This window comes from Allobosea sp. P1_B10 (genome assembly GCF_056406735.1).
Genome location: NZ_JBFTZP010000001.1, coordinates 352,228 through 365,811, shown reverse-complemented (window position 1 = coordinate 365,811; position 13,584 = coordinate 352,228). Strand labels below are relative to the sequence as shown.

At 62.8% G+C, this 13,584-nt stretch carries 11 protein-coding genes and 4 pseudogenes; 13 read left to right on the top strand and 2 right to left on the bottom strand.

Going from position 1 to position 13,584, the window contains the following annotated elements; all coding sequences use genetic code 11:
• Positions 1-233 precede the first annotated feature (233 nt).
• The 11 genes from AC1D2L_RS01700 to AC1D2L_RS01650 all read left to right on the top strand — a co-directional run bounded on the left by AC1D2L_RS01700 (position 234) and on the right by AC1D2L_RS01650 (position 10,539).
• Positions 234-1,091 carry a branched-chain amino acid ABC transporter permease gene (locus AC1D2L_RS01700; protein WP_476844076.1) on the top strand — a complete coding sequence of 286 codons (858 nt, stop codon included), beginning with the start codon at positions 234-236 and terminating at the stop codon, positions 1,089-1,091.
• Positions 1,088-2,098: a branched-chain amino acid ABC transporter permease gene (locus tag AC1D2L_RS01695; protein ID WP_476844075.1), complete on the top strand. Its 1,011-nt coding sequence runs from the start codon at positions 1,088-1,090 to the stop codon at positions 2,096-2,098. The genes AC1D2L_RS01700 and AC1D2L_RS01695 overlap by 4 nt, the downstream gene beginning before the upstream one ends.
• Positions 2,095-2,880, top strand: a complete 786-nt coding sequence (locus tag AC1D2L_RS01690; protein WP_476844074.1) for an ABC transporter ATP-binding protein — start codon at positions 2,095-2,097, stop codon at positions 2,878-2,880. The genes AC1D2L_RS01695 and AC1D2L_RS01690 overlap by 4 nt, the downstream gene beginning before the upstream one ends.
• A 10-nt stretch (positions 2,881-2,890) precedes the next feature.
• Positions 2,891-3,673, top strand: a complete 783-nt coding sequence (locus AC1D2L_RS01685) for an ABC transporter ATP-binding protein (protein ID WP_476844073.1) — start codon at positions 2,891-2,893, stop codon at positions 3,671-3,673.
• 48 nt (positions 3,674-3,721) lie between these two features.
• Positions 3,722-4,885, top strand: coding sequence for an ABC transporter substrate-binding protein (locus AC1D2L_RS01680; protein ID WP_476844072.1), 1,164 nt, complete (start codon positions 3,722-3,724; stop codon positions 4,883-4,885).
• Between the two features lie 93 nt (positions 4,886-4,978).
• Complete coding sequence (locus AC1D2L_RS01675; RefSeq protein ID WP_476844071.1) at positions 4,979-6,169, top strand: CaiB/BaiF CoA transferase family protein; 1,191 nt, start codon at positions 4,979-4,981, stop codon at positions 6,167-6,169.
• Positions 6,170-6,198: 29 nt separating this feature from the next.
• On the top strand, positions 6,199-6,636 hold the full coding sequence (locus AC1D2L_RS01670; RefSeq protein WP_476844070.1) for a MaoC family dehydratase: 438 nt from the start codon (positions 6,199-6,201) through the stop codon (positions 6,634-6,636).
• Positions 6,637-6,657: 21 nt separating this feature from the next.
• A complete protein-coding gene (locus AC1D2L_RS01665; RefSeq protein ID WP_476844069.1) occupies positions 6,658-8,268 on the top strand; it encodes an acyl CoA:acetate/3-ketoacid CoA transferase in 1,611 nt (536 codons plus the stop codon).
• The gene (locus AC1D2L_RS01660) at positions 8,268-9,053 is read left to right on the top strand and encodes an enoyl-CoA hydratase/isomerase family protein (protein ID WP_476844068.1); all 786 of its coding nucleotides are present in this window, start codon (positions 8,268-8,270) and stop codon (positions 9,051-9,053) included. The genes AC1D2L_RS01665 and AC1D2L_RS01660 overlap by 1 nt, the downstream gene beginning before the upstream one ends.
• A 12-nt stretch (positions 9,054-9,065) precedes the next feature.
• Complete coding sequence (locus tag AC1D2L_RS01655; protein ID WP_476844067.1) at positions 9,066-9,536, top strand: type II 3-dehydroquinate dehydratase; 471 nt, start codon at positions 9,066-9,068, stop codon at positions 9,534-9,536.
• A gap of 37 nt (positions 9,537-9,573) precedes the next feature.
• Entirely contained in the window at positions 9,574-10,539 is a 966-nt protein-coding gene (locus tag AC1D2L_RS01650; RefSeq protein ID WP_476844066.1) for a dihydrodipicolinate synthase family protein, read from the top strand.
• 1 nt (position 10,540) lies between these two features.
• Here AC1D2L_RS01650 and AC1D2L_RS01645 read toward each other — a convergent pair.
• A pseudogene (locus tag AC1D2L_RS01645) lies at positions 10,541-11,164 on the bottom strand (transposase); the annotation flags it as partial.
• Between the two features lie 852 nt (positions 11,165-12,016).
• Here AC1D2L_RS01645 and AC1D2L_RS01640 point away from each other — a divergent pair.
• Positions 12,017-12,256 (top strand): annotated as a pseudogene (locus tag AC1D2L_RS01640) (type IIL restriction-modification enzyme MmeI); the annotation flags it as partial.
• A pseudogene (locus AC1D2L_RS01635) lies at positions 12,198-12,962 on the top strand (DEAD/DEAH box helicase); the annotation flags it as partial. The pseudogenes AC1D2L_RS01640 and AC1D2L_RS01635, both read left to right, overlap by 59 nt.
• 207 nt (positions 12,963-13,169) lie before the next feature.
• Here AC1D2L_RS01635 and AC1D2L_RS01630 read toward each other — a convergent pair.
• A pseudogene (locus AC1D2L_RS01630) lies at positions 13,170-13,349 on the bottom strand (response regulator); the annotation flags it as partial.
• Between the last annotated feature and the right edge of the window lie 235 nt (positions 13,350-13,584).

Sequence of the window (13,584 nt, the reverse complement as noted above, 5' to 3'; positions counted from 1 at the left end):
CCAGAATTCTTAGTTCGACCTTTTGGTCGTTGACGGCAGCCTCGGTGTTCCGAAGAGCCGATAACTGACTTACATGTAAATCAGTAGATCGGGGATATCGGTTTGACAAGTGGGCTCCGGCCAATTCGGTGGCATGCGAAAATCAGCGCTTGACGGCCTCTGGACAGGTCTGCTTACTTGCATGTCAGGAAGCGCATTCAACGACGCTCCGCACATGTCTGGAGGAGATGCTCGTGGCCTATGAGCTGCTTGAGTTGACGATCCGAGGTCTGTTCCTCGGCGTCACGATTGGTCTGTTAGCCCTGCCCATCAGTCTGTTGTTTCTGACAACCGACTCGGTCGATCTGGCTGTGGGACCCTATGCCGTGCTGGCGGCCGCCGTCGCCCTGATCGTGGGCGGTCCGATCGGCATGATCGGTGGTGTGCTCGCCGCCGTGCTAGCCTCAATCGTGGTTGGTTTTGTCTCCCTGAGGCTCAATCAGCCCGGGAAGCAGGACCCAATCACCGTCGTGCTCGCGACCTTCGGCGCAGCGACCTTCCTGGAATCCTTCATTCTGACGTTCTACGGCAAGAACCCGATCGTCCGGCGCCCCTTCGAGACTCTCTGGGAGGGGTTCGGCATTCGGGTGAGCCCGCAGATCGCGATCAATCTGGTGGTGGGCTGCGGCATTCTCGCGGCGCTGACCGCTGTGCTCTATGCGACCCCGTTCGGCCGGGCGATGCGGGCCTCGGCGGTCAACCCGTTGGGCGCGACGCTGGCGGGCATCCCCGTGCGCGGTATCTGGTTCTCGACCTATGTGATCGGCGGGCTCCTGGCCGGGATCGGCGGCCTGCTGATCCTCAACACCGCCGGCATGGACTATTCCAACGGCCTGCAGTTCACGCTCGGTGCGTTCGGCGCGGCGATCTTGTTCGGGCTGAAGAGCCCGTTGCGGGCCTTTCTAGGTGGGATCGGCATGGGTCTGGTTCAGGCCTGGAGCGCAGGCTATCTGCCCGGTGCCTGGGCTACCGCCGTCCCGCTCGCCTTCACCTTCATCGTGCTTTCCACCGGTCGCATGAGCCGGGCCACCGTTGCGGGAGGCCGCGCATGACCAATCGCATTCTGCAGACCCAGATGCCCACGCTCATCCTGATCGGCGTAGTTGCGATTATCACGCCTCTGATCGCCGGAGACGCGTTCTGGATCGATAATTCGGCCCTGTTCGCCATCTTCTCGCTCTTCGCATTGTCAGTCGGCATGAGCTATGGCCAGGCCGGTATCCTCTCGATCGCGACCGGGTCCTTTGCGGCGCTGGGCGGTTTCGGTTCGGCGATCGCCACCACGCGCTACGGGGTGTCTCCGTATATCGGGTTGGTTCTGGCGCTGGTCCTGCCGGTCATCCTGGCCTACCCGCTGGCGCGCGTCGTCACCCGGCTCTCGCCGCTGCCGCTGTCGATTGCGACGCTCGTGCTTGGGTCGATCATCGAGATCGCCATCCGCGAGGGCGGAGATTTCACAGGCGGCTACGTTGGCCTACCCGGGATACCGCCGATCAGCATCGCCGACACGCCGCTTTCGATGCATATCTTCGCCTGGGCCTGCGTCGCTGTCGTCGTCTACATCTATTGCAATCTGATCAACTCGGCCTTCGGGCGGGCGGTCTCGACTGTGCGTCATGACAGCCTGCGTGCTGTCGCCGACGGGGTTAGGGTTTCGAATGTGCTGGCGCTTTTCTTTGCCATCTCGTCCAGCGTGGCGGGTCTCGGCGGCTGGCTCTACGCCCATAATCTCAGCTATCTCGGGCCCGACTCCGTGAGCATCGTCGTTTCGATGCAGGTCCTGCTGATGGCGATCGTCGGCGGTGTGCGTACGCCGCTCGGTCCGGTCATCGGCGCCACGCTGCTGCTGCTCATCGTGACGCAGCTTCCTGCCGCCGAGACGCAGGGAATGGTCTTCGGCGGCGCGCTGGTCGTCATCCTCCTGCTGGCCCCGCAGGGTCTGATCGGAACGCCTTGGTGGCGTCTGGCCTCTAAGAACTCACGAAGCAAGCAGGCGACAGAGAAGGCGGTCCAGCACATGCCCGCGAGCCAGGCCGCCACCGCCGGAGAAGGGTCATGAGCATCAGCATTCAAGGTGTCTCGGTTCACTTCGGCGGCGTGGTCGCGGTCAACAAGGTGTCGCTCGAGGTCGAAGCCGGTCGCGTGACGTCTGTGGTCGGCCCCAACGGGTCCGGCAAGAGCACACTGTTCAACTCGATCTCCGGCCTGGTCGATCTGGCCGAGGGCAGCGTCTTCATAGACGGACAACCGATGGCGGCGTTGAGCGCGGCGGAGCGGGTGGCGCGCGGGATCGCGCGCACCTTCCAGACTCCACGCTTCGACCCGAAGGAAAGCGTCGAGCACGCGGTCCTGTGCGGGTTCTATCCGCGCGCCAAGGCCGGCCTGCTTGCCACCATGCTGCGACTACCATCTTCGGTTCGAGAAGAGCAGGAGCTGATGCGGGGCTGCGAACGCATTCTGCGCGACCTGAACCTGATCGAGCTGCGGAACGTGCCGCTCGGCGAGCTCTCGATGGGGCAGGTCCGCCTCGTCGAAGTGGCGCGCGCGATCGCCAACGAGCCGCGCTATCTTCTGCTCGACGAGCCCGCCGCCGGGTTGAGCCGCACGGAGCAACGCGTGCTGGCGGGAGAGATCCGGCGGCTCGTCGAGCGAGGGCTCGGCGTCCTGCTTGTCGAGCACAACTTCAACATGGTGCGCGATCTCTCGGAGCACGTCCTCGTTCTGGATCGGGGCAAGGCGATCCTGGAAGGATTGCCTCACGACATCGAGGCGAACCCGGATTTCGCCAGCCTCTATCTCGGCAGCGCCGCCAAGACGGCCAAATCCGCAACAAAGCATTGAGGCGTGTGAGATGGCCATTCCCGATCCCCATTCCATCAGCACCTCCGCGATGCCTCCATCCGGGATCGAGCCTCGCGGCCGGGCCCTAGTCTGCGACGCGGTGTCGGCCTTCTACGGCCGCATCCAGGTGGTGTTCGACATCTCCCTTTCGGTCGCTCCCGGAGAATGCCTTGCGGTGCTCGGAGCCAATGGCGCTGGCAAGACCAGCCTGCAGGGCGCGATCGCCGGGACGGTGCGCGGAACCGGACGGGTGACCTTCGACGGCAAGGACGTCTCGGGCCTTTCGGCCCATCGTCGCGCCAGCGTTGGCCTATCCTATGTCCCGGAGGCGCGTCGCAACCTGTTCTCGAGCATGACAGTCCGGGAGAATCTCGATCTCGGTCTCAGTCTCTCGCCGATCTCGGCTCGCGACGAGATCCTGGCCTTCCTGCTCAGCATGTTCCCGATCCTGAAGGAGCGCATGCCGACGGCCGCCGGCATGCTCAGTGGCGGCGAGCAGCAGATGCTCGCGATCGCGGTGGCGCTCGGTAGGCGGCCCGCGGCCCTGGTCCTCGACGAGCCGTCGCAGGGGCTGGCGCCGGCGATCTTCGACATTCTCGAGCGTGCCTTCACGGAACTGAAGAAGCGCAAGATCGCGATTTTGCTGGCAGAGCAAAACCTCGCCTTCGCAGCACAGGTGGCCGACCGATATGTCGTGATCTCACACGGCCACAAGACGCAGGAAGGAAATAAGGACGATATCGGCGACCACGAGAAGATATTCGCAGCCTATATGGGCGGCAGATCGAGCTGAATGACTGGCCGTCTGTACGACAACAACGATAATCGACGGGAGAGAAACATGCTTCAACGACGCGTAGTTCTGAAGTCCGCCGCCGCGCTCGCCCTCTCGGCGACGCTGTTCGCCAGCTCGGGGCAAGCCGCCGAGCCGATCAAGGTCGGCGTCCTGCTCAGCCTCAGCGGGCCGGCAGCCCCCTTCGGCATTCCCGAGCGTGACATCATCAAGATTTTGATCGACAAGGCCAACGCCGAAGGCGGGATCAACGGCCACAAGCTCGAGGCCGTGTATCACGATGACCAGAGCAATCCGACCGAAGCAGCGCGGGGCGCCACCCGCCTGATCCGCCAGGAGAAGGTTCAGGTTATTCTCGGCCCGTCCACCGGCTCCTCGACCTTGGCGATCGGCCCGATCGCCGCCCAGGCAAAGGTGCCCATCCTGGCGCCTGTCGCGACCCAGTCGGTCACGAACCCCTCGCATTCGTTCTTCCCCTGGCTGTTCCGCGTCGCACCAGCGAGCGCGGTGACGATGCAGGCGATGATGGAGAAAATTGTCTTCAAGCCGAACGTCAAGAAGGTCGCGATCATGCACCAAGAGGACGCCTACGGTAAGGACGAGTCCGACCTCGCGCATAAGCTGATCAAGGAGAAGGGCGGCATCGAGATTGTTACCACCGCCAGCGCGCCGCTGAGCGCCACCGACCTGACGCCTGCCGCAACCCGCATCCGCAACGCAGCCCCCGACATCGTGCTGCTGCTGACCGCCGCCCCGGCAATGGGCGGCGCCTTTGCCCGCGCCGCCGAACAGGCCCAGCTGAAGGCGCCGATCCTGGGCTCGCTCAGCATCAACCAGAAGCCGTTCCTGGACGCCGCCGGCAAGTCAGCTGAGGGAATGATGAGCGTTTCGCTTGGAAACTGGTTCGAGCCGTCGGCCAAGCAAAAGGCCCTGGGTCTCCTCCTAAAGGAAGCCGGCAAGGAACCGGCCGGCTATGCGGAGATCATCGGCAGCTCAGCCTTCGTGACGTTGGCCGAGGGCCTGCGGCGCGTGAACGGTCCGGTCACCGGCGAAAAGCTGCGCGGCGCGATCGAGAGCATCTGCGATTACGACGGAACCTATTCCGACGGGAAGCTCTGCTACTCCAAGGACCAGCATGACGGTTTCGGCTCCGACACTGTGAACATCGTCAAGGTCCAGGACGGCAAGTGGAAGAACGTCACTGTCAACTGACGTCCCGGCGGCGGCTTCGAGCCGCCGCCGCTTTCGATATCTGATGACGAGGCTGGCAGGGCGAGGGCCTGCGCCGGACAGCGGAGCTCCGAAATGGTTCTTGAAGGTCTGAAAGTCGTGAGCTTCTGCCATTTCCTGCAGGGGCCGGCGGCCATGCAGTATCTATCGGATATGGGCGCGCAGATCATCAAGATCGAGCCGCCACAAGGCGCCTTCGAGCGCCATTGGGGCGGGGCCGATTGCGCCAGGATCGGCGGCGTGACCTCCTTCTTCCTGAGCGCCAATCGTAACGCGTTGAGCCTTGCCATCGACCTCAAGAAGCCCGATGCGCAAGCAGTTGTGTTGCGGCTGATCGAGAACTCTCACGTCGTGGCCGAGAACTTCCGGCCCGGTACGCTGGACCGGCTCGGCTTCGGCTACGAACAGGTCAAAGCGCACAAGCCGGACATCATCTATGCCTCAGCCTCGGGGTTCGGCAGCACCGGCCCTTATGCCGATCGTCCCGGCCAAGATCTCCTGATCCAGGCAATGTCGGGATTGGCTGCGGCGACGGGCAAGGGCGATGTCGGCCCGACGCCGGCCGGCTGCGCTGCGGCCGACCAGCATGGGGCTGCGCTGTTTGCGATGGGCATCGCCGGGGCTTATGCCCGCTGGCTGAAGACAGGCGAGGGTACGCGCGTCGAGAGCACGTTGCTCGGCGCCGGCGTCGACCTGCAGATGGAGTCGCTCGTCGCGTATTACGCGAGCGGGGCGACGCGCGAGAATTTGCGCCGCAACCCGCGCCTCGGCAGCTGGTTCCACGAAGCGCCTTACGGGATCTACGGCCTGCAGGACGCCCATGTCGCGATCTCGATGGCCAAAGTGGCACGCCTCGCGGAGGTGCTGGAAAGCCCGGCATTGGCCGCCCTGGCCGACCGGAACGCGTATAACCACCGCGACGAGATCGCGGCGACGCTCTCCGGGATCTTGCTGGACTATAGCTTCGCGCAGCTGCACGACCTCTTCGCAAAACATGCCATCTGGCACACGCGCGTCGAGGATTTCGACGACCTGCTGGAAAACCCGCAGCTCAAGCACAACAATACCTTTTCCGATGCCGAAGTGAACGGTGAAACGGTCAAGCTGGTGAACCATCCGGTGCGCTATGACGGCGCGACGCAGCCCGAAGCCCGCTTCGCGCTCTCGCCCGGTGCTCATACGCGCGACGTGCTCGCCGATTCCGGCTTCTCCGACAGCGAGATTAACGGGCTGCTGCGCGACGCCGTCGTCTTCGCGGCGCCGTGATCGCCTTTCCCCCGCAAGGAACCCCGACCATGAGCGATTTCCATGTGAAGCCAGGCCAGTCGGTCAGTTTTTCGAAGACCGTCGGCGAGAGCGACATCTACCTCTTCGCCGGACTTACCGGCGATTTCGCTCCGAACCATTGCAATGAAGATGTGATGAGCCGGTCGAAATATGGCCGCCGCATAGCCCATGGCGCGATGATGGTCGGCTTCATGTCGACGGCATCCTCGATGATGGTCGACAAGCATGTCGGCTTCAACGAGGCGGAGACGCCGGTCTCGCTCGGCTATGATCGTGTCCGCTTCCTGGATGCGGTCTTCATCGGTGACACCATCACGGTGACCTACACGATCGCCGAGGTCGAGCCCGAGCGCAGGCGCTCCCGCTCCAAGGTCGCCGTCACCAACCAGGCCGGGAAGCTCGTCGCCGTGGCCGAGCACATCCTCAAATGGGTCTCCAATACGTGACCGCGCAGGAGGGCTCCTGTCATGGTTGAGTTCATCGATGCATCCCGTGCCGCGAGCCTGATCCGCGATGGCGACAGCGTCTATATCGGCGGTTCCGGCGGCGGGCATGCCGTGCCGGAGGCGATCATAGACGCGCTGCGCGATCGGCATGTGGCGACCGGGCATCCCACGGGGTTGACCCTGGCCAGCACGGTTTCGATCGGCGACTGGGACACAACCGGCTTCAGCAAGCTTGCGGATCCGCGCCTGCTGAAGCGCGTAATCAGCGGTGGCTTCAACAACTGCCCCGCGATCGCGGAGCTGGCGATCGCCGATCAGATCGAGGCCTATACGCTGCCGCAGGGCGTGCTCTCGCAATTGTCGCGCGACATGGCCGCCGGTCGGCCAGGGCTGCTCACCAAGACGGGGCTCCACACCTTCATCGATCCCCGCTACGGCGGCGGCAAGCAGAGCGCCCGCAGCAAGGACGATCTGGTTCGGCTCATCGAGATCGATGGCGAGGAGTACCTGCTCTACCGATCATTCCCCATCGACGTCACGATCATCCGGGGGTCGATCGCCGACGAACGCGGCAATATCTCGATGGTCGACGAGGCTTTCCTCGGCGAGAATTTCTCGCTGGCGGCGGCGGCGAAGCTGCGAGGCGGCATCGTGATCGTCCAGGTCCAGCGTATCGCGGCCGCAGGCGCCTTGAGCGGTCGCGACGTCAAGGTGCCGGCAGCGCTGGTCGACTATGTCGTGGTCGAGGCGAATCAGCGCCAGAGCTACCAGACGCATTATGATCCCGCCTTCGCGGGCCATCTGCGTGTTCCCGACAGCGCCATCGCGACCTTGCCCTTCGACATTCGCAAGGTGATCGCCCGTCGCGGCGCGATGGAGCTCAGGCCGGGAGACGTGGTCAATCTCGGGTTCGGCGTGTCTAACGGCATCTCGGCTGTCGCCGCCGAGGAAGGCTTCTATCGCGAACTCACGCTGACGGTCGAACAGGGCATCATAGGCGGCGTGCCTTCGGCGGGGAAGAACGCGGGATCCGGCATCAATTTCGACATGATGGCGGCTCAGCCCGACCAGTTCGACTTCTACGACGGCGGCGGGCTCGACATTGCCTTCTTGTCCTTCGCCGAGGTCGACCGAGCCGGAAACGTCAATGTGAGCCGCTACGGCAAGAGCGTGAATGGGCCGGGCGGCTTCATCAATATCAGCCAGGGCGCTCACAAGGTGATTTTCTCGGGAACGCTGACCACCTCCGGCCTTTCGATCCGTCCCAATGGCAGCGACGGCGTGATCTTGGAACGTGATGGCTCGGTGTCGAAGTGGCTGGAGCAGGTACAGCAGATCACCTTCAACGGTAGCTTCGCCAGCGCGCGCGGCCAGGGGGTTCTGTTCATCACGGACCGTGCCGTCTTCCGCCTCACGCCTTCGGGGTTGTTGCTTACGGAGACGGCGCCTGGAGTCTCCGTCGAGCGCGACATTCTCGCGCGCATCGCCTTTCCCGTCGAGGTCTCCCCCGATCTCGTTGCGATGGATGCAAGGCTGTTCCGCCCGGAACCCATGGGGCTCGCCGCAGATTTCCGTGCTCGTCCCGCCGCCGGCAGGGGCCGGCGCTCCGCCAAAACCAATCAGGAGACATGATGAGCCAACAGCCCGTACTCTGCAGCATCGAGGGCGGCGTCGCCACCGTGACCCTCAACAACGCACCGCTGAACATCGTGACACTCGCGATGACGGATATGCTCGGCGAGACCCTGGATCGACTCGCGGCGGATCCCCAGGTCAGGGTACTGATCCTCACCGGTGCGGGCGACCGGGCCTTTTGCGCGGGCTCGGACCTCAGCGAGTTCCCGTCCATGATGAGCCCAGGCGAGGTCCTCGAGCGCAAGCTGCGCAAGGAGAACGAGACCTACAGCAAGGTCGACGATTTCCCGAAGCCGACCATCGCCGCAATCTCGGGCCTGGCCTATGGCGGCGGGCTGGAACTGGCCGTCTGTTGCGACCTGCTGGTCGTGGAGGAGGGCGCGCGGCTTTGCCTGCCCGAGATCAAGATCGGCGTCTTCCCGGGCAGTGGCGGCAGCGTGCGCGTGACCCGGCGGGTCGGGGAAGGTCGCGCCAAGGACATGATGTATTTCGGGGAGCCGATCGATGCCGCGACGGCGCTCGGCTGGGGTCTGGTCAACCGCGTGGTGCCGCACGGTCAGTCCCTCGCCACGGCGCGCGAGATGGCGGGCCGCCTGGCCAAGGGGCCGGGCAAGGCGCTCGAATACTGCAAGCGTGCGGTCGACATGTCCTTCGATACGAATGAGGACAAGGCGATCGCCGACATGCTCGAACTGATCGGCGAGGCTTTCGTCACCGATGATTGCCGCGAGGGCGTGCGAGCCTTCTTCGCCAAGGAACAACCGCACTTCACCCATCGCTGACAGGACGGCAAAATGACGAAGATACTGCTCCTCCAGGGAGCCAACATGGAATGGCTGGGATTCCGCGAGCCGCATCTCTACGGCAGCACCACGGCCGCCGAACTCGATGCGCTGATGCACAGCTATGCCCGGGAGCGCCAGGTCGAGCTCGAGATCGCCTATTCGAACCAGGAAGGGGCGGCGATCGACCTGATCTATGCGCATGCCCGCGCCAAGGACCTCGATGCGATCGTCCTGAATCCCGGCGGCTTCTCCTATTCGGGCTACGCGCTGCGCGACTGCATCAAGGCGGTCGGCATCCCGGTCGTGGAACTGCACATGACCAATCACTATCAGCGCGACATTCATTCGGTGGTGGCCAGCGCATCCGTCGGCGTCGTCATGGGCTTCGGCATCGACACCTACCTCCTTGCGCTCGACGCGGCCATGCGCGTTGCGCGCAAGGCTCGCTCAGCCGCAGTGCCGGCGGCGTCTGCCGCCTGACGTTTTCTCCGCCTTTCCCCAACTCGAGGAGGTCTCCATGGCCCGTTTCGCGAATTATCAACCTGCCGGCGTGATCCCGGCCACATTACTGGCCTTCAATGACGATCTTTCCATCAATGAGCGGGAGAGCCGGCGCCATCTCGCCCATGTTGCGGGCACGCGTGGTCTGTCGGCCATCACCGTCAATGGGCATGCCTCCGAAGTACATGCCTGCAGCTTCGAGGAGCAGCAGCGGCTGCTTGACATCTCGCTGGAGGAGGTCGGCGACAAGATCCCGCTGATCAACGGCGTCTACACGGCGAGTTCTCTCGAGGCCGCGCGCATCGCGAAGATGGCCGACAAGGCCGGCGCCTCCTGCCTGCTGGTGTTCCCGCCCGAGAGCATGAGCATGGGCGGCCAGCTCCGTCCGGAGATGGCGCTTGCGCATTACAAGCACATTGCCGATGCAACCGACCTGCCGCTGATTCTGTTCCAGTATCCGCTGTCGACCGGCCTCGGTTACCCCTACGAGACCCTGCTGCGCCTGTTCGAGGAGGTGCCTTCAATCAAAGCCATCAAGGACTGGGCGGGCGATCCGCAGCTGCATGAGCGGCATACGCGCGACTTCCAGTCGCTGAGCCGCCCGGTGACGGTGCTGACAACGCACAGCGCCTGGTTAATGGGTTCGCTGGTGATGGGCGCGCAGGGCCTGCTCTCGGGCGCAGGCAGCGTCATTCCCGATCTTCAGGTGGAGCTCTTCGAGGCCGTCCAGGCCAAGGATCTGGCGCGCGCCCAGCAGATCAACGATCGAATCCGGCCTCTGGCGCAGGCATTCTATTCCGCCCCTTTCCTCGACATGCACAACCGCATGAAGGAATGCCTGGTCATGCTCGGCCGGCTCGACAAGGCGGTGGTCCGGCCGCCTCTCTGCAAGCTGAGCGACGCCGAACTCAGGCGGCTGGCGGCGGCGCTCGAACAGGCACAGATCTCCCCGGAAGGCGGCGCGCGACTAGCGGCGGAATAACCTAGCGTCCTGATTCCGAAGTGGTTTTGATTTTGTTTGTTCTGAGGCAGGATCCGTTGACGGCTGCGAGAATGTTGTCGGCGGATTTTGTCCATCGGAACGGCTTTGGTTGCGGTTCTGGATTGCGATGAAGTCGGTGATGGCCGTTTCCATCTTGGCGGTTGAGCGGTGAACGCCGCGCTGGATCTGCTGTTCGGTGAGCAGGGCGAAGAAGTCTCGACCTAGTTTATCCCGGATGCGCTGGGGAGCGTGAAGCGCACGTGCCAGTGCGGCCGCTTAACGCGCTAGTCGCGGATGAGCCCGGTCTTGTGCGTATCGTAGTTGTCCATGACGAGATGAATGTCGCGGTCTTTGGGCACGGCCGCTTTGATCTGGTCGAGGAACTTGCGGAACTCAATGGCCCGATGCCTCGGGAAGCAGTGCCCGATCACCGAGCCGGTCGCGACATCGAGCGTCGCGAACAGGATCTGGCTCTTCTCATCGACGCCCAGCACCAGGGCACCGGCGGGGCCAGATAAAGGCCGACGATGTCGCGCACCTTGGCGACGAACAGCGGATCGCTCGACAGCTTGAATCTCTCGCTGCGATGCGGCTGAAGCCTGAATGCGCACCAGATCCGAAGGATGTCATGCCGAGGCGTAGCCCGACAATGTCAAACACCTGCCGCAATTCCTGAGCTTTGGGAGTGAGGGGACCTTGCTGTGGTGAAACAGGCTGCGCCGAGGCCGTTGCGCCCTTGTCAGTCTTTTCCGACGGGGGCGGTGCGGGTGAAACGGCCGGAGGGACAATGTCGGCGGTGACCACACGATCGGCGGGGCCGCTCAGGGCTGACTGTGATTGGCGGCGATACTGCCTTACCCTGCCGAGCCGGAACAGGTGTTACAGCCGAAGCTGCTGGGAAAAAGTTAGACCTGCGGCCAGCCTGGGCCATGTGCCGCATCCCCAACCGAACTGCCGGAAAGCAGACGTTGCCAGCGTCTGGAAGGGGGCCGCCAAGTCCGGATGCAAGCTGAATCGTGGTGGGGCCTTCATGTGGACTTTAGAAATTATAACGGTATTTCAATAAGATAAGTGTTCGCAGTTCTATCCTGAATGGTGCGCCATTTCCCTGACTTAAGCCGCTGATATCCTTATGATTTTGGCGCCTTGAACCTTTACCCCAAGGAGTACCCCAACAGTGACCGCGGGTTGATCCGGACGAATATGGATCGAAGTCCGGATTCCGGAGGTGGTCACGCCACCCTGTGCCTATGCACTGGCTTGCGGACCATTGGACAAATGCGCTTGGATCCCCCTGTGCGTGAGCAATCAGAGAGCCTCGCTACGCGGCCCTAGTTCGACGCGGACCTCAACAGTCGGCACGTTGAGGAGTGAACGGGGCAATGAGCCGGGCTCCCACCAGCTCGACCAACAAGTTCCGCGTAGGGATCGCCGACGCGCAGAGCAAGCACATCGTAGGTAAGCCAATCAGCAAGCCGAAGCCATGCCGGAAGATCTGCGGGCTGCACACGAACGCAACGATGAGGTCCTCGAGCGGATCTATATCGGCCGGCGGTTCAAGAACGATACCGAACGGCTGGAAAAGCTCTTTGAGATGTACACCAAGATGACGGCTGCCCAGGGCGCCAAAACCAAAAATCTAAAGCCGGGGGGCACGCATGACATCGCCAAAAGGACCAATTCCGACCGTTTCCGTCAGCTATTCGCAGTCGGGTAGCTCGACCAAGGCCAACGAGATGGGCATGCGGCCCATGCAGGAACGCGCCTACCAGAAGCGCGGAGAGCAGTGCCTGCTGATCAAATCGCCGCCCGCATCAGGCAAAAGCCGAGCCCTGATGTTCATAGCGCTCGACAAGCTGCACAATCAGGGGCTGAAAAAGGCGATCATCGTTGTGCCCGAGAAATCCATCGGGTCCAGCTTCGCCGACGAGCCGCTCAGCAAGCACGGGTTTTGGGCCGACTGGACCGTCGTGCCGAAATGGAATCTTTGCAACGCACCTGGCGAGGACGGCGCCGGCAAGGTCAACTCGGTGAAGGCCTTCCTGGACGGCACCGACTCGGCGTTGGTCTGCACCCACGCCACCTTCCGGTTCGCGATCGACAAGTTCGGAGCGGAAGCGTTCGACGACTGTCTCATCGCCGTAGACGAGTTCCACCACGTTTCGTCCAATCCCGACAACAAGCTCGGCCTGCACCTGGCCGCCTTCATGGCGCGCAACCGCGCGCACCTCGTCGCTATGACCGGGTCCTATTTCCGGGGGGATGCCGAGGCGGTTCTTTCGCCGGCGGACGAGGAGAAGTTCGATACTGACACCTACACCTACTACGAGCAGCTCAACGGCTATGAGCACCTGAAGAAGCTCGATATCGGGTACTTTTTCTATGCCGGCTCCTATATCGACGACATCCTGAAGGTTGTCGAGCAGCTGCCGCGCCTCGTCCGGTGCCAGAACCGGGGTCTTCCCCTTCTTCATCGAATGCCACGGTCCCCGCACGGCCGTTGCCGGATTGAATTCCAAGACGCCGCCGGTGGCCAGAAGATCGATTACAAGGTTGCCAAAGTGAAGCAAAATTCGCCCAATCGATTTCCCTCGCGCTGAAAAATCGCTCTTAAGCGGGCTGTGAACTCGTCCAGGTGGAAAAGACTTGGTCAGATACTCATCTGCACCGGAACCGAGGGCCCGGACTAAATGTTCGATGCCATCATAGCCCGATAGGACCATGACCTGAGTGTTAGTCGCCGATTGTCGAAGCGCTTTTAGGACCTCAATGCCGTTCATGTCAGGCAAGCCAATGTACAAAACTTTCAGATCAAATGTGGCATTCTACGCTTGATCAAGGCCGTCTGAACCAAGTTCGGCGGTCGTCAGGTCAAAGCCGTTGTACAGCAGTGATATCGATCCTAAAACCGCGGGGGCATCCTCAACGAGCAAAATGCGCATTCTGGCTCCGATTCAAACGTCGATAGGGGGGATATGGTTTCGCTAACCTTAATCGGCCGGATCGGCGTGAGATCCATACACTCTCAAAGACATCCAACTCCGT